This window comes from Streptosporangium sp. NPDC006013 (assembly GCF_040614275.1).
In the GTDB taxonomy this organism is placed as follows: domain Bacteria; phylum Actinomycetota; class Actinomycetes; order Streptosporangiales; family Streptosporangiaceae; genus Streptosporangium.
Genome location: NZ_JBEXUE010000019.1, coordinates 16,022 through 35,604 on the forward strand (window position 1 = coordinate 16,022; position 19,583 = coordinate 35,604).

19 protein-coding genes are annotated in these 19,583 nt (G+C 70.1%); 12 read left to right on the plus strand and 7 right to left on the minus strand.

The features are described from left to right. Positions 1-61: 61 nt before the first annotated feature. Positions 62-682 carry a hypothetical protein gene (locus ABZ260_RS05200; protein WP_355613211.1) on the minus strand — a complete coding sequence of 207 codons (621 nt, stop codon included), beginning with the start codon at positions 680-682 and terminating at the stop codon, positions 62-64. A 204-nt stretch (positions 683-886) separates the two neighbouring features. Here ABZ260_RS05200 and ABZ260_RS05205 point away from each other — a divergent pair, with 204 nt between their 5' ends. The 3 genes from ABZ260_RS05205 to ABZ260_RS05215 all read left to right on the plus strand — a co-directional run bounded on the left by ABZ260_RS05205 (position 887) and on the right by ABZ260_RS05215 (position 1,914). Continuing rightward, the gene (locus ABZ260_RS05205) at positions 887-1,087 is read left to right on the plus strand and encodes a DUF397 domain-containing protein (RefSeq protein WP_355613254.1); all 201 of its coding nucleotides are present in this window, start codon (positions 887-889) and stop codon (positions 1,085-1,087) included. 298 nt (positions 1,088-1,385) lie between these two features. After that, positions 1,386-1,580 carry a DUF5999 family protein gene (locus ABZ260_RS05210; RefSeq protein ID WP_350958227.1) on the plus strand — a complete coding sequence of 65 codons (195 nt, stop codon included), beginning with the start codon at positions 1,386-1,388 and terminating at the stop codon, positions 1,578-1,580. Positions 1,581-1,713: 133 nt separating this feature from the next. Continuing rightward, positions 1,714-1,914, plus strand: a complete 201-nt coding sequence (locus ABZ260_RS05215; RefSeq protein WP_355613214.1) for a hypothetical protein — start codon at positions 1,714-1,716, stop codon at positions 1,912-1,914. Between the two features lie 190 nt (positions 1,915-2,104). Here the strand turns inward: ABZ260_RS05215 and ABZ260_RS05220 are convergent, their stop codons facing one another. Beyond that, positions 2,105-2,785 carry a hemerythrin domain-containing protein gene (locus ABZ260_RS05220; RefSeq protein WP_355613216.1) on the minus strand — a complete coding sequence of 227 codons (681 nt, stop codon included), beginning with the start codon at positions 2,783-2,785 and terminating at the stop codon, positions 2,105-2,107. A gap of 111 nt (positions 2,786-2,896) precedes the next feature. On the opposite strand from ABZ260_RS05220, the gene ABZ260_RS05225 reads away from it, so the two are divergent. The 7 genes from ABZ260_RS05225 to trpS all read left to right on the plus strand — a co-directional run bounded on the left by ABZ260_RS05225 (position 2,897) and on the right by trpS (position 10,970). Next, complete coding sequence (locus ABZ260_RS05225) at positions 2,897-3,991, plus strand: helix-turn-helix transcriptional regulator (RefSeq protein ID WP_355564616.1); 1,095 nt, start codon at positions 2,897-2,899, stop codon at positions 3,989-3,991. Positions 3,992-4,132: 141 nt separating this feature from the next. After that, the gene (locus ABZ260_RS05230; RefSeq protein ID WP_355613218.1) at positions 4,133-4,381 is read left to right on the plus strand and encodes a hypothetical protein; all 249 of its coding nucleotides are present in this window, start codon (positions 4,133-4,135) and stop codon (positions 4,379-4,381) included. Positions 4,382-4,853: 472 nt separating this feature from the next. Beyond that, positions 4,854-5,780, plus strand: coding sequence for a hypothetical protein (locus ABZ260_RS05235; protein ID WP_355613220.1), 927 nt, complete (start codon positions 4,854-4,856; stop codon positions 5,778-5,780). A 116-nt stretch (positions 5,781-5,896) separates the two neighbouring features. Next, complete coding sequence (locus ABZ260_RS05240) at positions 5,897-7,969, plus strand: DUF6421 family protein (RefSeq protein WP_355613222.1); 2,073 nt, start codon at positions 5,897-5,899, stop codon at positions 7,967-7,969. After that, the gene (locus ABZ260_RS05245; protein WP_355613224.1) at positions 7,966-8,607 is read left to right on the plus strand and encodes an SDR family oxidoreductase; all 642 of its coding nucleotides are present in this window, start codon (positions 7,966-7,968) and stop codon (positions 8,605-8,607) included. The genes ABZ260_RS05240 and ABZ260_RS05245 overlap by 4 nt, the downstream gene beginning before the upstream one ends. 138 nt (positions 8,608-8,745) lie before the next feature. Next, entirely contained in the window at positions 8,746-9,807 is a 1,062-nt protein-coding gene (locus tag ABZ260_RS05250; RefSeq protein WP_355613226.1) for a low specificity L-threonine aldolase, read from the plus strand. Positions 9,808-10,004: 197 nt separating this feature from the next. Then, entirely contained in the window at positions 10,005-10,970 is a 966-nt protein-coding gene (gene trpS / locus ABZ260_RS05255; protein WP_355613228.1) for a tryptophan--tRNA ligase, read from the plus strand. A 117-nt stretch (positions 10,971-11,087) separates the two neighbouring features. Here trpS and ABZ260_RS05260 read toward each other — a convergent pair whose 3' ends face one another. Together ABZ260_RS05260 and ABZ260_RS05265 are read right to left on the minus strand one after the other, a co-directional pair. Further along, positions 11,088-11,387 (minus strand): DUF3467 domain-containing protein, encoded by a 300-nt coding sequence (locus ABZ260_RS05260; protein WP_030921269.1) that lies wholly within the window; start codon positions 11,385-11,387, stop codon positions 11,088-11,090. A gap of 74 nt (positions 11,388-11,461) precedes the next feature. Then, entirely contained in the window at positions 11,462-12,100 is a 639-nt protein-coding gene (locus tag ABZ260_RS05265; protein WP_355613230.1) for a DUF305 domain-containing protein, read from the minus strand. Positions 12,101-12,233: 133 nt separating this feature from the next. Here ABZ260_RS05265 and ABZ260_RS05270 point away from each other — a divergent pair, with 133 nt between their 5' ends. Continuing rightward, positions 12,234-12,950, plus strand: a complete 717-nt coding sequence (locus tag ABZ260_RS05270) for a DUF3105 domain-containing protein (RefSeq protein WP_355613232.1) — start codon at positions 12,234-12,236, stop codon at positions 12,948-12,950. A gap of 12 nt (positions 12,951-12,962) precedes the next feature. Here the strand turns inward: ABZ260_RS05270 and ald are convergent, their stop codons facing one another. Further along, positions 12,963-14,081, minus strand: coding sequence for an alanine dehydrogenase (gene ald, locus ABZ260_RS05275; RefSeq protein ID WP_355613234.1), 1,119 nt, complete (start codon positions 14,079-14,081; stop codon positions 12,963-12,965). A 799-nt stretch (positions 14,082-14,880) separates the two neighbouring features. Between ald and ABZ260_RS05280 the strand changes: the two genes are divergently transcribed. Beyond that, the gene (locus ABZ260_RS05280) at positions 14,881-15,804 is read left to right on the plus strand and encodes an excalibur calcium-binding domain-containing protein (protein ID WP_355613236.1); all 924 of its coding nucleotides are present in this window, start codon (positions 14,881-14,883) and stop codon (positions 15,802-15,804) included. Between the two features lie 27 nt (positions 15,805-15,831). On the opposite strand, the gene ABZ260_RS05285 is transcribed toward ABZ260_RS05280, so the two are convergent. Further along, the gene (locus tag ABZ260_RS05285; protein WP_355613238.1) at positions 15,832-17,208 is read right to left on the minus strand and encodes an NCS2 family permease; all 1,377 of its coding nucleotides are present in this window, start codon (positions 17,206-17,208) and stop codon (positions 15,832-15,834) included. A gap of 36 nt (positions 17,209-17,244) precedes the next feature. Continuing rightward, positions 17,245-19,488, minus strand: a complete 2,244-nt coding sequence (locus ABZ260_RS05290) for a molybdopterin cofactor-binding domain-containing protein (protein ID WP_355613240.1) — start codon at positions 19,486-19,488, stop codon at positions 17,245-17,247. Positions 19,489-19,583 lie beyond the last annotated feature (95 nt).

Below are 19,583 nucleotides of genomic sequence, written 5' to 3' on the forward strand. Positions count from 1 at the left end.
GAGCCTTCTTGGGGTGATCCTGCCCCTCCGCTGTCCTTCGGTCTCTGGGGCGGTGGTGCTCTCAGCTCGCGCCGGGGACGGTGACGTTCTTCTCCTTGAAGCCGTAGCCGTTCTGGGTCGCCTTCTGCTGCAGGCCGGTGAAGGAGTCCTTGGTGGCGGCGAGGTCGGCCTCGGTGGCGGTGCCGCTCTTCAGCTTGGAGGTCAGCCTGTCGAAGCTGGCGGTGACCGCCGTGACACCCTTGCACAACGTCGGGTTGGCCAGGGCGAAGCGTTTGGCGACCTTCAGCTCGTGAACGGTGAAGAGACCGGCCACGGCCGCCTTCGCGAAGGTCCGCTTCCGCTTCTCCGCCCCCGCCTTGAAGCCCCCGCTCCGCAGTGGTCGGTAGATGTAGCGGTAGAAGGCTCCCAGTGCGAGGCCCGCGTGCAGCGCGAAGCGGGTCTTGGCGAACTTCTTGGCGTTGCCGGCGGCCGGGCACTCCTCGGAGGGGTACTCCTGGTCGGTATCCGCCGCCGGTGGGGCGGTCGTGGCGGCCGGCGGGGCGGCGGCGGGTGCCGAGGTCGTGGCCACCATGGCACCGGGCCTCAGGTCGGCCGGCGTGTTGTCGCCGCAGCCACCCACCAAGGCCACGGTCAGCAGCACCGCCGCCGGGATGGCAAGGGATCGGGTCCCCCGTGCAAGCATTTTCCCCCCTGGAGAACTTCACGGTGCCGTGGTTCGCACCTTCCTCCGCACTCTACTCTCTGTAGTTGCTTCATCACTTTAAGTGAATAGTGTGGCTCTCCGGGGTGTCCCGAGCCGACGGCGCCGAATCGCCCCGTTGACGTGGCGGACATCATCACCAAGTACGAGGCGATTCGCGCCGAGGCACTTCCGCAGCGAGCATCGCTGAAGCTGATCGAGGCCGTGTGGGTGAAGTCGCCGTTCTCCGGTGGCAACGGTGGCGAGTGCGTGGAGGTCGCGAAGTTGTCCGGCGGTCGTGTCGGTGTTCGTGACAGTAAGGATCGGTCGGGTCCGGCGTTGGTGTTCACTCCGGCCGAGTGGGCGGCGTTCACCCGCTGGATCCGCACCGACGACACCGTCCAGTAGGGCTTGGTTCCTTCGACCTGCTCGAAGTGATCGCTGTCGTCGATGACGAGACAACGCACGGTCACGAGTCCAGGGCGACGGCAGGCCGCGGATGGCGCACTGCAGTTAGCGGGTATGCCGGGACTGCCGTTGGCACGGGGCCCGAATGGATGCTGCCGGCGCAGACGACGGGCGGCGGACACGGCATTGTGGGAAGTGAAAGCAGCCCACCGGACCGGAACGCCGGCGATGATCGTCCAGCCGGAACCGGAGGCTCTCGAAGACTCTCCTGCGATCGTCAAGGATCGAGGTAACGGTCATGTGTCAGCACAAGCCTCCGTGTCCATCCGCGAACGCCCCGGACCACGACGCGGCCCGCCTGGTGGCGTTTCATCCGGAACAGGGATGGGGGCTGCTCTGCAACGGCGTGGTGCTGTTCGACGACACCGGCGAGCTTCTGCCCGACGGGCGCAGCATCCCCGCTCACCGGGATTGCTATGTGCGGGCGGCCTGAACCCGTGTGCCGCCGGGGTCTCGCGGCGGAGTACGCGGTGCCCGGCCGGTCCGCCTTCCCGGCCCGGCCGGGAAACGACTGTTCGGGGGGATGGCGCCGGCTATGGCGGCTTCCTCACGGACTCGGCGGGCCCGTGGCCCGAGCCGTCCGCGCGGCGCGCATCCGGCGGGTCTCGTGGACGCTGTCGCCTGATGTCTCCTCCACGCCCCTGGCACGGCATCTGGCCCGTACCCAGCTCACCGACTGGGGATACGACGGGGAGAGCGACACCGCCGAACTGCTCGTTGCCCGCCCACCCGGCGCGTCAGGCCTCTTGACCGGCCATCCGCGATGAGACGACCATCTTCCTCCCCTGCGGAAACCGGCAGCCCGAACTGTAGCGATCAGTCGGAAAAGGAGTTCACGTGACGAGACGGATCCTTGTCTCCAAGCCCAGCAGGCCCCCTGCCGGGATCGAACTCGACCTGCGGACACCGGGCGGGCGGCGGCTGCCGTATCAGTGCTCCGTTCCTCGGAATAAGCGGTCACGCATGGAGATCACCGCTCGCCGGGGCCGTGGAGACGAGGGCGTGGAGCGCGGCCGAGTCGGCGGCGCCGAGCACGCGGTCGCCGATCGCGAGCACGCCCTTCACCACCTCCGGCGGAGCCGTGGCGGCCATCCGCCGGACGAGCCCGGTTCGGGTCGGTCGGTCGAGGGACGGCAACATCAGTTCCAGGCTGATCGTCTGGATCTCCGGCGTCGTCTCGGCCATGAACGCCGCCCGTGCCGCCGCGATCTCCTCGTCGGTGCAGCGGGCCCAGATGCGTGGCATCACCACGGTCTCCTCCTCGTGCAGGTGCGGGAGGTAGGCCGCGGTGAATCTGGCCAGGTCGCGGTAGAAGGCGAGGCCGGCCACCGGATCGGGCTTGACGACGAGCGCGTCGAAGCTCTCGGCCAGGTGCTGCTCCAGCTCCTCCAGGTCCGTGTGCTGCTCGGCGATCGCGTCGGTGGTCTGGTGCTCGTACGGGTCCAGGACGCGCAGGATGTGCCGGTCCTCGTGTTCGGTGTGCGAACGCAGCAGCGCCAGCAGGGGCTGCCAGCGCGTCGCCAACTGTTCGATGTCGTCGTCATCGGCCCAGTCGGTGGCGCCCGCCAGCATCGTGACCTCGAACAGGCCCCGGCGCAGTGCCTTGTGAATGTGGGTGAACAGGTCGTCCCGTTCCATGTTCGGCTCCTTCAGGTCGAATGCTGAAAAAGCTAGTAAGGGGCCGCCGGGGAGCGGTATCCCATAAACATGGGGGTGGTGAGGAGGCCAGGTACGGGCGATCCTTTGAACGTGGACTTGCACGAAGGGCTGCGCCGGATCGCGGTGCGGGGTGGTGACCTCACCGAGGTGCGCACGGAACTCGACCGGCTGTTGCGCCGGGTCATCGGGTACGACATCGCGGCGATCTCCACGGTCGACCCGGCCACCCTGTTGTGGACGAGCTGCTTCGTCACCGGGATCGGGCACGAAGGCGGCGCGGACCGCGAGCGCATCATCTTCGATCTTGAGTTCCGCGACGCGGACCTCAACGGCTACACCCGGCTGGCCAACGCCGCCGTGCCCGTCGCGGGGTTGCACCAGGCCACCGGCGGCCGGATCTCCGAAGCGGCGCGATATGAACCGCTGCTGCGTGAGCTCGGGATTTGCGACGAGGCCCGCGTGATGTTGCGGTCCCGCAATGGCTGCTGGGGGTCGCTGACGCTCTACCGGTGCACGCCGTCGCCGCCGTTCGGGGCGGCCGAGCTCGCGGCGTTGACCGGGGCGGTCTCCCCCATCGCGGACCTGTTCCGGCTGACCCTGCTCCGTGCCGCCCTGGACGTCGCCGAGGGTATCGAAGATCCTCCGGGGATGTTGCTCGTACGCTCCGGTGGCGAGGTCGAGACGCTCAGTACCCAGGCGCGCACGTGGCTGGAGGCCATCGACGATCGGGGCCGCATACCGAGTGCGGTCAGGTCCGTCGTGGCCGCCGCCCAGGCCGGGAACGGCCCGGCCACTGCCGCCCTGCCGGCCCGGGGCGGAGGGTGGGTGATGCTGCACGGCTCGCCGATCGAGGGTTCGGCGGACCGGGTGGCCCTCATCATCGAGGGCGCCCGTCCCGCCGTGCTCGGTCAGATCATCGCCAGGGCCTACGACCTGACCTCGCGCGAGCGTGAGGTGACGGCGCTGGCCGCGCAGGGGCGCAGCACCCGCCAGATGGCCGCCGTGCTCGGCATTTCGCCGTTCACGGTGCAGGACCATCTGAAGGCGGTCTTCGCCAAGACGGGAACCCACAGCCGGGGTGAGCTGGTGGCCTCACTGCACACCCGCCACTACGCTCCGCGCGTGGCGGCGGGTGCGGCTCCGAGCCCGTACGGCTGGTACCTCGATGACGAATGTTCCGTCTAGTACTCCAGCGACACTTTGTGATCAAGGATGGGGATCTGTGCGGGTAGGGGCATCGGCCCATTGAGGTACGTGTAGTCGGCAAGTCCATCCGGCCCTGAATGGTGACATTGAGTAACATGTTCTTCACTTATAGTTGCATTCGTGGATCGGAGAACCATGCACACCCTGACCCGCACCGCCGCCGCCCTAGGCGCCGCACTCATCACCGCCACCCTGATCTCCGCACCCGCCCAGGCAGAACCGCCACCAGTGGCAGGGTCGGCCTGCCCCGTGTACGTCGACGCCCGGACCAACCAATACTGGTACAGCAGAGAGGGCGATTACGGCCTTCCCAATGGCCCCGGCGGCGGCATCCACATATGCCGCAACGGCAAATGGGTGAAGTGGTAGCACGCTCCTGACGTCACGAACCGCGCCCGACCGTGTACACCTGTGCCCCGGCCGGGCGCGGCGCGTGTTATGACCTTCCCTGCTAGATAGATCAAGCCCGCCCGGCCCTCGCATCCAGCTGCGGGAGCCTGACTGTCACGTGTCTCTACCAGGGCCTGTGCGGAGTACGGATCTTCATGCGAGTCGCCGCGAACGCCGATCCGCTGCAAGACCGTGACCATCGACAAAATCGACGCCGGGGTCACCTGTCCCGACCCCACCTGTGTCCAGTCGCGGAGCCTCGGGCTGGAGGTGACGCCGGCCCTGGATCGCCCGCCGCACCTCGCCCGCCACGGCACTGATCACGGCGATCGCGGCCCCGCGATGTCCGTCGTCGTCGGCCCCAACCCGGCTCCCAGTGGCTCGCAAGGGCGGGTTCCTAGCGTCCGCCCCGTAGGAGTGATCGAGCCTTGCGGGAGCGGGACGCGTGGACATGAGGTTGTTGCTGGGGCTCGACGGGCCGGATCTGTCCGCGTTGGCACGGGCCGTCGTGGGCGTGTTCGGGCCGGGTCGGCCGCCCGACGCGAAGTTCTCCGTGGACTTCGCGGACGAGGTGCCCGGTGCGGACTGGTCGGAGCGCTTCGCCGCCCGCCAGGAGAAAGGGGCGGAGAGCGCCGTCGGGTGGAACGGTGACGGGGAGCCCTTCGCGTTCAACATCGGTAACGCCATCGTGAAGGCGGGCCGCGACGGCGACTGGACCGCCGAGTCGCTGCTGGAGGTTCTGGAGGTCCTGCCGTTCGCCGTCGCCTCCACCGGAGGCGTCCATCACTGGACCGGCAACGGGGGCTTCGCCGATCTCCACTACAGCCACGGGTGGGCGTGCGCGTTCAGGGGAGCGGGCCACGACCGCCTGCTGTCGCGGCGGTGGCTGGAGCACGGCCCGTGGCGGCTCCTCACCCGTGGGGACATCACGCTGGTGCAGTTCCACGATCTGGCCGCCGACTCCGAGACCGCGCGGCGGCAGGCCTGGCCGGGACACGAACTCCTCACGGCGGGGGTCGGCTATGTATCGCCCCTGCCCGGCGGGGCGCGGGACCACCCGTGGCCGAAACGCCGGAGCGGGCTGCGCGGCCTGTACGACGCCGGCACGCGGACCCTGCGGATCGTCGTGCACGGCCGCGCCGTGCACGACGCCGAGATGCGCGACGCCCGCCTGGCCGTACTCGAAGACTCCGGTGACCCGCCGATCGCCGGAGTCGCGTACGTGTTCATGGAGGAGGTGGTGGCCCGCGCGCACCTGCACAGGCTCTGGCTGCACGAGTTGGAATGCTGGACGGTCAGCCACGGCCGTGAGGTCCGCCTTGACGAGGACTACCGGCCCGCGCGCACCCCACCGCGATGGGCGGTGGCACCGACCTGACCCCACCCCGCGAGGTGCCGGTCTTCCGGAAAGCCCTCCGCGTAAGGGATGCGCCAAAAATGGGATGGATTGTGTATATTTTCCGTTGTTAGCTCTTGCTTGAAGGAGGATTTATCGTGACAGCTCTGCCGCGGGTACTGTTCGATGAGGCTCACAGCGAGTCGTGGACCATCCGGCGGGACGTGGCCGAGACGATGAATCCCGGCCATCCCGACGACAGCAGCTACGCGCGCGCCGCGCAGCTGCTGCGCCGGCTGGGGCACACCGTGGACGCGCACACCGAGGGGCCGCTCACCCCGGCCCTGCTGAGCGCGCGGGACGTGTTGGTGATCGCGCACCCCGCCGACGGGCGCTGGGAGCGGACCACCGGGCTGGGCAGCCCCGTCCTGCCCGTCGAGGAGCTGGACGCGATCGAGGAGTACGTCGCGGGCGGCGGCGGGCTGGTCGTGCTGGCCGAGTACGAGCAGGAGAAGTACGGCAGCAACCTCACCGAGCTGCTCGCGCGCTTCGGCGTCGGGGTCGAGCACACCCTCGTCCACGATCCGCAGAGCGCCCACAACGGCGTGGCCGCCTGGGTCATGGGTGCCCCGCGAAAGATCGACGTCGCGGGCCAGGACCTGCTGGCCGGGGTGCGGAGCGCCTGCTTCTACCGGGCCGGGGTGCTCACCGCCCCCGAGGACGCGGCGGTGCTGTTCGAGACCTCGCCCACCGCGACCCCCGCGGGCCGCCCGCTGGCGGTGGCCGTACGGCACGGCGAGGGCCGCCTGGTGGTCGTCGCCGACTCCGACCTGTTCGGCGACGACTCGATCGGCGACCACGACCACGCCGTGCTCTGGGGCAACCTCGTCACCTGGGTCGCCCGCGTCCCCGCCCCGGTCGAGGCCAGGCGGTCCGAGGCCCGCGCCGCCTTCGAGGACCTGAAGCGGGCGATCGAGGAACTGCGGCCGATGCAGGCCAAGGACGGCTCGGTCGAAGGGGACCACGCCAGGGCCGTCGAACTGGTCGCCGAGATCGTCGAGTGCGTCGAGCGGCTCGCGCCGCGCTTCCCGCACGACGCCGGCTACCTGGCCACCGTGGTCGCCGACCTGCGCAAGTGGGCGGACCAGGGCCTGGGCGTGCCCGACTTCCTCGACTCGCTCGACGCCTTCCACCCCGACACCCAGCGGGTGGACGGCCTGGAGCACCTCGTGCTCTTCCCGATGTACACCCAGAACGGCAGCACCTCCCGGCACATCGAGGCCGTGTGGATCCGGACGATCTGGCCGGAGTGGCTGGCCGAGCTGGAGCGGACCCGCTACGACAACCCGATGTTCGTGCCGATCGCCTTCGAGGACTTCACCTCCGGCTACGACACCAACTCCGCGGTGCTCTTCCCCGAGACCGTCGCGGTCCGCCAGACCCCGGCCCGCTTCACCTGGGGCGGCATCTTCGCCGACCGCGAGGCCGCCAGGTTCCGCGCGGTGAGCGGGGCGGCGGCGGACACGCTCAAGCTGGCGCTGCCACCGGACGCGGCCAGGCTGATCGCCTCGCAGGAGCTGGCCCAGGACACCTTCGTGCTCTGGGACCTGATCCACGACCGCACGCACAGCCACGGCGACCTGCCGTTCGATCCGTTCATGATCAAACAGCGGATGCCGTACTGGCTGTACTCCCTGGAGGAGCTCCGCTGCGACCTGACCGCGTTCGGCGAGGCGGTGAAGCTGGAGAAGGAAGGGGTGCCGCACGCCCGCTACGTCCAGCTCGCGGTGCTCTTCGACCGGCTGTTCCGCTTCCCGATCACCGGTGACCGGGTCCGCAACTACGACGGCCTGGGCGGGCAGCTGCTCTTCGCGTACCTGCACCGCAACGACATCGTCAGGTGGACCGACAACCGGCTGAGCGTCGACTGGGACCGGCTCGCCGGGGGCGTGGCCGACCTGCGGGGCGAGGTCGAGAAGCTCTACCGGGACGGCATCGACCGCTCCAAGCTGGCCCACTGGCTGGCCGCCCACCAGCTGGTCGCCACCTACGTCGAACCGCACCCCGCCTCGGTCTGGGCCCGGGGGGTGGCGGCCCTCCCCGTTGAGGGGTTCCCCAAGGCCGTGGTCGACGCGGTGTTGCCCGACGAGTTCCCGCTGAGCATGTTCTACGAGGCCCTGCGTCGTAAGCTCACCGATGTCATCGACTCCACGAAGGGCATCCGAGCATGATCATCCTTGTCACCGGCGCGGCCGGTCCCGCCGGTCAGGCCGTCGTCCGCAGGTTCACCGGCCAGGGGCACACGGTGATCGGCGTCGACAGGAGCGGTGCCGACGGAACCCTGGCGGTCGACCTGCTCGATTTTGACGCGGTGCGGGGGCTCGCGCGGGACGTGGCGGCCGAGCACGGCCACCTGGACGGGATCGTGCACCTGGTCGGCGGCTGGCGCGGGTCCAAGACCTTCGCCGAGACGTCGCTGGATGACTGGGCGCTCCTGCACGACCTGCTGATCCGCACCCTGCAGCACGTCACGCTGGCCTTCGAAGCGCTGCTCAAGGCCAGCGAGCGCGGCCGGTTCGCCATCGTCTCGGCCAAGACGGCCGAGCACCCGGGTCAGGGCGACGCGGTGTACGGCACGGCCAAGGCCGCCGCCGAGGCGTGGACCCTGGCCTTCGCGGACGCGCTGAAGGACACCGCCTCCACCGCGAACATCCTGGTGGTCAAGGCGCTCGTGCACGACGGCATGCGCGCGGCCGCCCCGGAGCGGAGGTTCCCCGGCTTCACGGACGTCGACGACCTCGCCGAGGCGATCGACAGGCTCTGGAAGACCGACGCCAACGGCACCCGGATCGACCTCACCACAGGCTGAGGCGGCCGTGAACCGGCTGCCGGGACCCGTACGGCGGCCACGGCCGGTGCCGCGCCCGTACCGGTACCGCGGCCACGAAGAAGCAAGGCGACGCCCGGCCACGAAGCGGCCGGGCGTCGAACGAGGGGGAAAGAGCACGTGACGGACGCCATCCGCAGGCACGACCCGCTGGTGAAGGGCTTCGCCAGCGACAACTACGCCGGGGTACACCCGGAGATCCTCCAGGCGATCGCGCTCGCCAACGAGGGACACCAGACCGCGTACGGCGACGACGTCTACACCGAGGCGCTGCAGGAGATCTTCAAGAGGCACTTCGGCCCTGCGGCCGAGGCCTGGCCGATGTTCAACGGCACCGGTGCCAACGTGGTCGCGCTCCGCTCGATGACCGCCCACTGGGAGGCGGTGGTCTGCGCGGAGTCGGCGCACATCCACACCGACGAGGGCGGCGCCCCCGAGCGGTCGGCGGGGCTCAAGCTGCTGCCGGTCGCCACCCCCGACGGCAAGCTCACGCCCGAGCTGATCGACAGGCAGGCGTGGGGCTTCGGCGACGAGCACCGGGCCCAGCCCAGGGTCGTGTCGATCACGCAGACCACCGAGCTGGGCACGCTCTACACGCCGGAGGAGATCAGGGCGATCTGCGACCACGCCCATGATCTCGGCATGGTCGTCCATCTCGACGGCGCCCGCGCCACCAACGCCGCCGCCGCGCTGGACGTGCCGCTGCGCGCGTTCACCACCGACGCGGGCGTGGACGTGCTCTCCTTCGGCGGTACCAAGGCCGGTCTGATGTTCGGCGAGGCGGTCGTGGTGCTCAACCCCGACGCCGTCCGCGGCCTGCGCTACCTGCGCAAGAGCGCCATGCAGCTCACCTCCAAGATGCGGTTCGTCTCGGTGCAGTTCGAGGCGCTGCTCGCGGGCGATCTGTGGCTGCGCAACGCCCGCAACGCCAACGCCATGGCCCGGCGGCTCGCCGAGGCGGTGCGGGAGGTGCCCGGCGTGGAGATCCCGCGTCCGGTGCAGGCCAACGCGGTCTTCGCGGTCCTGCCCAGGGACGTGACCGAGCGCCTGCAGAAGCGGTTCCGGTTCTACACCTGGAACGAGGCCACCGGCGAGGTCCGCTGGATGACCGCGTTCGACACCACCGAGGCCGACGTGGACGCGTTCGCCGCCGCGGTGGCGCAGGAGATGGGCACCGCCTGACCAAGGTGGGAGGACCAAGGGGAGCGCTTATACTCGCGGGTATGAGCAAGCACAGTCTGGGTCTGTGGCGGGCCGCTGAGAGGCGGATCCGCTAGCCAGTCCCGACTGCGCACAGAAACGGCCGCCGTTCACCGGCGGTCGTTCTTGTTTTCCCGTACGGCCGGTGCGCGACGGTCCCCCTTCCACGAGGAGTGACCATGACAAAGCGCGTCTTCACCGCTTTCAAACCGACCGGCCACCTCACGCTGGGCAACCTGCTTGGCGCGATCATGCCCGCGGTACGGCTCCAGGACGAGGCCGACTGCGTCTACGCCGTCGCGGACCTGCACGCTCTGACGATCAAGCACGACCCGGAGCAGCTCCGCGCCCGCACCCGCGAGGCGGCGACCCTGCTGCTCGCCTGCGGCCTTGACCGCTCTCTCGTCTACATCCAGTCCCAGGTGCCCGCGCACACCGAACTGGCCTACCTGCTGGAGAGCACCGCCCACTTCGGCGAGATGCGGCGGATGATCCAGTTCAGGGAGAAGTCGGCCGGGCAGGAGGAGGTCCGGCTCTCGCTGCTCACCTACCCCGCGCTGATGGCCGCCGACATCCTGCTGCACCGGGTGGACGTCGTGCCCGTGGGGGAGGACCAGCGCCAGCACGTGGAGTTGACCAGGGACCTGGCCCTGCGGTTCAACCGCCTGTACGGCGAGGTCTTCACGGTGCCCGAGGCGGTGCAGCCGCGGGTCGCCGCCAGGGTCATGGACCTGAGCGATCCCACCTCGAAAATGGGCAAGTCGGATGGCTCGGCCGCGGGAACCGTCTATCTGCTCGACCGGCCCGACGACATCCGGCGCAAGGTCATGCGGGCGGTGACCGACTCCGGCACCGAGGTCCGCCACGATCCGGTGGCCAAGCCCGGTGTCTCCAACCTGCTCGCCCTGCTCGCCGCCTGCTCGGACCGGCCGATCGAGTCGTTGTCGTACGGGTCGTACGGCGCGCTCAAGCGGGATGTGGCCGAGGCGGTGGTGGAGAGGCTGCGGCCCGTCCAGGAGCGCTACACCGAGCTTTCGGCGGACCAGGCCGAGCTGTCGCGGCTCCTGTCGGGCGGGGCGGCGCTGGCCACCCGGCGTACCGCCGGCCTGCTGGCCGCGGCCCGGCAGGCCATCGGCCTGCCATGAAGGCGGCCTGAAGCCGGGTCTCGCCCGCCGGGTTCGGCCGCGTCCCGGGTCCCGGCGGGTGGGACTCCCCGGGCACGGGGCGCGGTGGACCGGATCCGCCACACCGGCGGGCCGGGCTCAGTTCTTCTGGCCTGTCTCGTGCTCGTACGCGGTCAGCTGCTGTTCGAGGGCCTTCATCAGCTCGAAGACCTGGCTCGGGGGGATGCGGATCCGGCTGACGATCCGGGTCGGCACGCTCACGAAGTGATGCCCCGAGGAGGGGTCGTTGGCCAGTTGGGGTGGCCTGGTGATCACCGCGAAGTCCAGGACGAACCCATCCTGGGTGTGCCACACGGAGGCGAAATTGGCGTACTGCCCCATTTCTACCTCGGCGGAGATGCTCACCTCCAGGCGGTTCTCCGGCTCGTCGTTCACCATTCTCTTTCCTCCGGCCAGGTTGACTCCATGCTGCCCTGGCCGGAGACCGGCCACACAGGGACGCGCCGACGCTATTAAAGGATGGAAGGCAGCCGCTGGGCGCCGCGCTGCCGCAACATGTCGGTCATCAACTCGATCTCGCCTGTCTGGCCGTCGACGATGTGCTGCGCCATGGTGGCCACCTCGTCGCGGTCGGACAGTTTCAGCAGCCCCCGGCCCATCTGCACGCCGCCCTCGTGATGGCGGATCATGAGCTGCAGGAAGAGGATCTCCTGGTCCTTGCCTGTGGCCTCACGGAGCTTTTTGAGCTCGTCGTCGGTGGCCATACCGGGCATCGCGGCGGAGGCGCCCGGCGTTACAGAGTGGCCGCCGTGACCGGCCATCCACGCCATGACCGGTCGCTCCGTCGACTGGTTCAACCCCCACTGCTGCAGCCAGCCCGTGAAGATGCCGCGCTGGGCCGTCTGGGTGACGATGATGTCGTAGGCCAGCCGCCGGAGCGCCTCGTCCTCGCTCCCGTCCCTGGCGATGAAGGACATCTCGACGGCCTGGGCATGGTGGACGGCCATGTCGCGGGCGAATCCCGCCTCTGCCGAGGCGTCGGTCGGGGATGCCGTCCTGCCCAGGACGAACAGCAGCGTGATCGCCACGGCCAGGACACCGAGCAGGACGCCGAACAGGACGCCGCGCCTGGACTTTGCACTGTTTTTCACCGGAGTTTCCATTGCCCGCCCAGCGTACCCACTGCCGCGAATCATCGCTGTATCACGTGTTATGAGCCCTTTATTCTCCACATACGCCGGTAGGGCATAGGGTGACCGGAGTTGTTTGCTGGCTGGAGGGTTGATGACCAAGGAAAAGGCGCAGGCGAGGCGAGAGCATCTTGCCCGGATGCGTGCGGAGCAGCAGCGCAAGGAGCGCAGAACGGCCTTCCTGATGTGGGGGGCCGGAGGCCTCGTCATCGTTCTGCTCGTCGGGCTCGTCGCCTTCTACATGGTCAACGAGCGGGCCGCGACCTCGCTGGACAACGTCACCAGCGCGAAGTACGTCGGCAGCCAGCACACCCAGACCAAGGTGACGTACAAGGAGAGCCCCCCGCTCGGCGGTGAGCACAACCCGGCCTGGCAGAACTGCGGTATCTACGACCAGCCGGTCAACAACGAGAACGCCGTCCACTCCATGGAGCACGGCGCGGTGTGGATCACCTACCGGCCCGACCTGCCCAAGGCCGAGCTGGACACGCTGAAGGAGCTGGCGTCCAAGGACTACATGCTGCTGAGCCCGTACCCGGAGCTGCCCGCCAAGGTCGTGGCCAGTTCCTGGAACAAGCAGCTCAAGCTGGACAGCGCGGAGGACCCGCGGCTGCCCAAGTTCATCACCAAGTACAAGAACGGCCCGGACACCCCCGAGCTCGGTGCCGCCTGCAGCGGCGGCGTGGGCAGCACCACCGCCGAGGCGCCCATCCCGGCGAGCGCGCCGTCCACGGATCCCAGCCAGAGCGCTCCGGCCACCGACGCCCCGGCCACCGACGCCCCGGTTCCCAGCGCCACCCCGGCGCCCTGACCAGGTCCTGATCTAGGCCCGCAACGCCCACTCCAGGGGCACCGCCTCCAGCCCGTGAGCCTCGGCCACGGGCCGGTTGGTCAGGTGCCCCTCGTGCGTGTTCAGGCCCCGTGCCAGCGCGGGGTCGCCCAGCAGTGCCTCCCGCCAGCCCAGGTCGGCGATCGCGAGGGCGTAGGGGACCGTCACGTTGGTCAGGGCGTACGTCGAGGTGTGCGGGACCGCGCCCGGCATGTTGGCCACGCAGTAGAACACCGAGTCGTGCACCCGGTACGTCGGATCGTCGTGGGTGGTGGGCCGTGAGTCCTCGAAGCAGCCGCCCTGGTCGATGGAGATGTCCACCAGGACCGAACCGGGCCTCATCCGCGAGACCAGGTCGTTGTCGACCAGCTTGGGGGCTCTCGCGCCCGCGACCAGCACCGCGCCGATGACCAGGTCCGCGTCCAGCACCGCCCGTTCGATCTCGTAGGCGGTGGAGGCGATGGTCCTGCAGTGGCCCCTGTAGATCATGTCCGCCTGGCGGAGCCTGTCGATGTCACGGTCCAGCAGCAGCACCTCCGCCTGCATGCCCAGCGCGATGACCGCGGCGTTCATACCGGAGACCCCGGCACCGATCACGACCACGCTGGCCGCGTGCACGCCGGACACCCCGCCCATCAGCACGCCTCGCCCGCCGCCCTGGCGCATCAGGTGATAGGCGCCCACCTGCGGGGCGAGCCGTCCGGCCACCTCCGACATGGGGGCCAGCAGGGGCAGGGAGCCGTCCGCGTTCTGCACCGTCTCGTAGGCGATGCCGGTGATCCCCGATTCGAGCATGGCCCGGGTGCAGGCCGGCGACGCGGCCAGGTGCAGGTAGGTGAAGAGCACCTGGCCCTTGCGCATCCGGTGGTACTCCTCGGCGACGGGCTCCTTGACCTTCAGGACCAGGTCGCCCTCGGCCCACACGTCGTCCGCGGAGTCCAGGACGGTCGCGCCCACGCGTCGGAAGTCGGCGTCGGGAATGGCGGACCCCACCCCGGCGCCCTTCTCGACGAGGACCTCGTGGCCGTGCCGGATGAGCTCATGGGCTCCGGCGGGAGTCAGGGCCACACGGTACTCGCGATTCTTGACCTCGCTGGGAACAGAGATCTTCACGGCTCCTCCAGGGTGGGCACGTGTCCTCTTCTTCACGTTGCGTTCCCCGAAAGTGAGTAATCACGCGCAAGGTGGCAGGAAAGGGGCGGCGCCGGTGGCGTACCGTCAGCGGTCCGTCGACGCCCGGCCTGTCGGCGTCCATCCTGACTTGCGGGGTTACCGGCTTCCCGCGCTGATCGATAGGCTCGCCGCGAACAGATGCGAGGAATACGGGGATATGACGATGGGGATGCACGCGGGGCAGGGTGGGCCGCCCGTACCGCAGGGACCTCCAGCAGGGTCTGACGAGCCCGCCGGCGCGTCATGGGGACCCTCATCCTCCTACGACGCCTTCACGCCGCCGGAGCGCCGTGACGCCTTCACGCCGCCCGAGCGTCCCGGCGCCCCAACCGGACGCCACGCCCGTGGCCCCTGGGAGCCGGGCGCCGAGCCCCCCGGCGAACCGGGTCCCGGCGGCCCTGATTCCGGTGGTTCCGGCCCCGCCGGTCCGAGGCCCGGCGATCCCGGCTCCGAAGGTCCGGGGCCCGGTGGTTCGGACCCCGGTGACACGAGGTTCGCCGGCCCGGGTTTCGGCGACCGCGGACCGGACGGCCCAGGTCAGGACGGCCCAGGTCAGGGCGGGCCAGGTCCGGGCGTGCCGGGGCCGGGTGGTCAGGGTCCAGCTGGTCAGGGGCCGGGCGGTCAGGGGCCGGGTGGCCCCGGAGCGGGCGGTCCGGAGGCCGGTGGCAGGCAGGCCGGAGGTCCGCCGAACGGGGCGCCGGGGATCCCCAGGGCGAGCCGGATCACGACCGCGATCCTGTTGACCACCCTGGTCGTCGTCGTGCTGATCACCGGCGTGCTCGGCACCATCGCGGTGCTCATGACCCGCAACCCCGATATGCCGCTCGGCGCCAAGCCGCCCAGCCGGCTGGCGGTTCCCATCCACTTCGCCCCGGTGACCGAGGCGAAGGCCGGAGCCTGCACGCTTCCGGAGACCTACCCCGACGACCTCGGGCAGAACTGCTACTCGGTCGCCGCCGGGGTCACCGTGAACGCCGTGCGGAAGATCGAGGCGATCAAGGAGAAGAACGGCACCTACTCGGTCAGGATCGCGTTCGCGCCCACCTTCCGCGAGCAGATCACCGACCTGACCGAGGAGGTGGTCAAGGAGGACGACCCGGTCAGGCAGCAGATCGCGATCGTCGTGGGGGAGAAGGTGGTGGCGGCCCCCCGGGTCGCCCAGGCGATCACCGCCGACAGCCTGAGCATCGCCGGCTCCTTCACCAAGGAGCAGGCGGACGCGATGGTCGTCCGGCTGCTCGGCTCAAGCGGCATCGGCACGGAGCCGACCGCCGGCCCCCGGCCGGACGACACGTCGGTCTTCACCCCACCGGCCGATCCGGCCACGAACCCGCAGCCCAACCAGCCCGTGAGCCCGTCGAACAACGGCGTCCCGGACACGACCAACCCGGCGGGGACGGACCCGGCCGCGACCAATCCGCCAGGGACGGACCCGGCCGCGACGCCCCCGCCGGGAACGGACGCTGCCGCCACCAACCCCGCCACCCGGAACACCGCTCCGGCCACGTCGGGCAACGGAGACCTCGACCCCAAATACCGCACCTGCAGGGAAGCGAACGACAACGGCTACGGCCCGTACCACAAGGGGATTCACAAGGAGTACGACTGGTACATCGACGGGAACAAGAACGGGATCGCCTGCGAGCTGAACGACAGGTCCTGAGAGCGGCCCCGTGCGATCCGGGCCGGCTCAGAAGAACAGCGTTCCGACGCCGTCGACGCCGAAGTAGATCGCGAAGATCAGGCTGACCGCCCAGAGCAGCCACGGGATCCTCCGGGCCCGGCCGAGGGCCGCCTGGATGACGGTGTAGGAGATCACGCCCGCGCCCACCCCGTTGGTGATGCTGTAGGTGAACGGCATCAGCACGATCGTCAGGAACGCCGGGATCGCGATGCCCAGGTCCTCCCAGGGCACCTTCCTGACCTGGGTCATCATCAGCGCGCCCACCAGGACCAGCGCGGGCGCCGCCGCGGCGGCGGGGACGACGGTGGCGACCGGGGTGAAGAGCAGGGTCAGCGAGAACAGGGCACCGGTGACGACGGACGCCAGGCCGGTCCTGGCCCCCTCGCCGACCCCGGCCGCCGACTCCACGAACACCGTGTTCGCCGAGGAACTCGTGAGACCCCCGATCGCCGCGGACACGCCGTCCACGGTGAGGATCGCTCCCAGCCGGGGCACCCGGCCCTGCTCGTCCACCAGGCCCGCCTCGTCGCTCACCCCGATGATGGTGCCCATCGCGTCGAAGAACCCCGACAGTACGAGCGTGAACAGCACGATCGTGGCGGTCAGCGCACCGGCGCGGGCGAATCCGCCGAACAGGTCCACCTGGCCGACCAGCCCGAAGTCGGGCGCCCCGACCACCGCTTCCGGCATCCGGGGTATCACCACACCCCAGAGCTCCGGCGGGACCGTGGTGAACGTGTCGACCACGACGGCGAGCACGGCGGTGATCACGATGCCGATCAGGATGGCGCCCCGGGTCTTGCGCACGAAAAGGGCGATCATCACCAGCAGCCCCAGGCAGAACAGCGCCACCGGCCAGCCCGTCAGGCGCCCGGTGGTGCCGAGCTGGACCGGCGACCCCGTACCCCTGCCGACGAAACCCGCGTCCACCAGCCCGATCAGCGCGATGAACATGCCGATACCCACGCTGATCGCGTGTTTCAGCGCCAGCGGGATGGAGTTCATGATTAGCTGCCGCAGCCCGGACACGGCCAGCAGCACGATCACCAGCCCCTCCAGCACGACCAGCCCCATCGCCTGAGCCCACGTCATGTGCGGCGCGGCCTGGTAGGCGACCACCGCGTTCAGCCCGAGCCCGGTCGCGACCCCGAGCGGTGCGTTGCCGATCACTCCCATGAGCAGCGTGCTCACCGCCGCCGCGAGGATCGTCGACGTGGTCAGCTGCTGGGTCGACAGCCTGGCCCCCGTGACGTCCGTCGCCCCGCCCAGGATGATCGGGTTCAGCAGGATGATGTACGCCATCGCCATGAAGGTGGTTATCCCGCCCCGGAGCTCGCGGCCGACCGTCGTCCCCCTGGCCGAAAGCTCGAAGAAGCGATCCATGGTCTCCCCTCCGGACATGGAGGGGATGGGCGGTTCCTACCCGTTCAAGGCGATGTCATGGGGACGTATGGGCACCCGGGGCAGCGGCAGGCCGGTCGCGGCCCGTACGGCGGCGGCCACCGCGGGGGTGGACGAGAGGGTGGGCGGCTCGCCCGCGCCGCGCAGGCCGTAGGGGGCGTGCGGGTCCGGGTTCTCCAGGATCGACACCCGCATCGGCGGCATGTCGAGGATGGTGGGGATCAGGTAGTCGGTGAACGAGGGGTTTCGCACCACCCCGTCCTGGACCTGGATCTCCTCCATGAGCGCCAACCCCAGCCCCTGGGCCGAACCGCCGTGGATCTGGCCCTCCAGCGCGAGCGGGTTCATGATCCGGCCCACGTCCTGGACCGCGGCCAGCTCCACCACCTTGACCAGGCCGAGCTCCACGTCCACGTCCACGACCGCGCGGTGCACGCACAGCGCGAGCTGGGTGTGGGAGTCGCCCTGCCCGGTGAGGGGGTCCAGCGGGAAGGTGGGCCGGTGCCGGTACTCCCTGGTCTCCTCCACGGCCCCGGCCAGCTCCAGAGCCTGCACCAGCGACGATCCGTCGGCCCGCAGCTTGTCCAGCCGCTCCCGCACGGCCTGGCAGGCCGCCCTGACCGCACCACCGGTGACGTAGGACTGGCGGGACGCCGACGAGGACCCGGCCGACCCGACGGAGGTGTCCGCCCGCGCGACCGTCACCGTGTCGATCCCCAGCTCGGTCCTGGCGATCTGCTCCTGGACCATCAGCAGACCCTGTCCCACCTCGGCCGCCGCCGTGTGCACCAGGACGTGCGGCTCCCCGCCGATCAGCTCCACCCGCACCCTGGCGGTCGAGTGGTCGTCGAAGCCCTCGGAGAAGCAGATGTTCTTGATACCCACGCCGTAGCCGACCCCGCGCCGCACGCCCTCGCCGTGGGTGGTCTGTGAGATGCCGCCCGGCATGCTCAGCAGGTCCGTCCCGCCCGCGTCGTCCGAGGCGCCGTCCGAGGCGGTGGGGGCGGTGGGCAGCGGCATCGCGGCGAGTTCCGCGAGCATCTCGGCCAGCGGCGCGGGCGAGTCGATCACCTGCCCGGTGGCCAGCCTCGACCCCTGGGAGACCGCGTTGCGGATTCTGACCTCGACGGGGGAGATCCCGCACGCCTCGGCCAGCCTGTCCATCTGCGACTCGTAGGCGTAGCAGGCCTGCACCGCGCCGAAACCGCGCATCGCCCCGCAGGGCGGGTTGTTGGTGTAGACGCCGTAGGCGTCGATCCACACGTTGTCCACCTCGTAGGGGCCGACCCCCAGCGAGGCCGCGTTGCCGACCACGGCCGGGGAGGTGGAGCAGTAGGCGCCGCCGTCCAGCAGGATCTCCGCCCTGACGTACAGCAGCCTGCCCTCGCGGGTGGCGCCGTGCTCGTAGCGCATCCGGGCCGGGTGCCGGTGGACGTGGCCGTAGAAGGACTCCTCGCGGTTGTAGACGATCTTCACGGGACGGCCCGTGCGCAGGGCCAGCATGCACGCGTGGACCTGCATGGACAGATCCTCACGGGCGCCGAACGCGCCGCCCACCCCGGCCAGCGAGAGCCGCACCTTCTCCTCGGGCAGTCCCAGGCACGGCGCGATCTGGCCCCGGTCGGCGTGCAGCCACTGCGTGGCGACGTACAGGTCCACCCCGCCGTCCTCGGCGGGTACGGCCAGCCCGGACTCCGGGCCGAGGAAGGCCTGGTCCTGCATGCCGACCTCGTACTCGCCGGTGACCACCACCGGGGCCTCGAATGTGGAGCCGACCCGGATCGGCTGGTGGCGCAGCACGTTGCCGCGCTCGTGGACCGCGGGACAGGAGGTGTCGAAGGCGGCCCGGCGCGGGTCGGTGACGGCCTCGCGGACCTCGTACTCCACGATGACGGCCTCGGCCGCCCTCCTGGCGCGCTCGGGGTGGTCGGCGGCGATCAGCGCGACCGGCTCACCCTGGTAGCGGACCTGGTCGATGGCGAGCACCGGCTGGTCCCTGTGGTCCAGCCCGTAGAACCTCTCGCCGGGCACGTCCTCGTGGGTGAGCACCGCGTACACGCCGGGCATGGCCAGCGCGGGGCCGACGTCGATCGAGCGGATCCACGCCGACGGGTGCGGGCTGCGCAGGGTGACCCCCCAGATCATGTCCGCCAGATACAGGTCGGAGGAGTAGGCGAACTCGCCCGTGACCTTCAGCGTCCCGTCGGGACGCAGGACGCTCTCGCCGACGCCCAGGCTCTGCCGCGTTTCGATGCCGCTCACTCTGGTAGTACATCAGCCGGGCACGGGGCCGGACATGGCAGACACGGGGGAACGCGGGAGGCGGTCGTTAGCGACTCTTACGGTTGTGCCCGGCC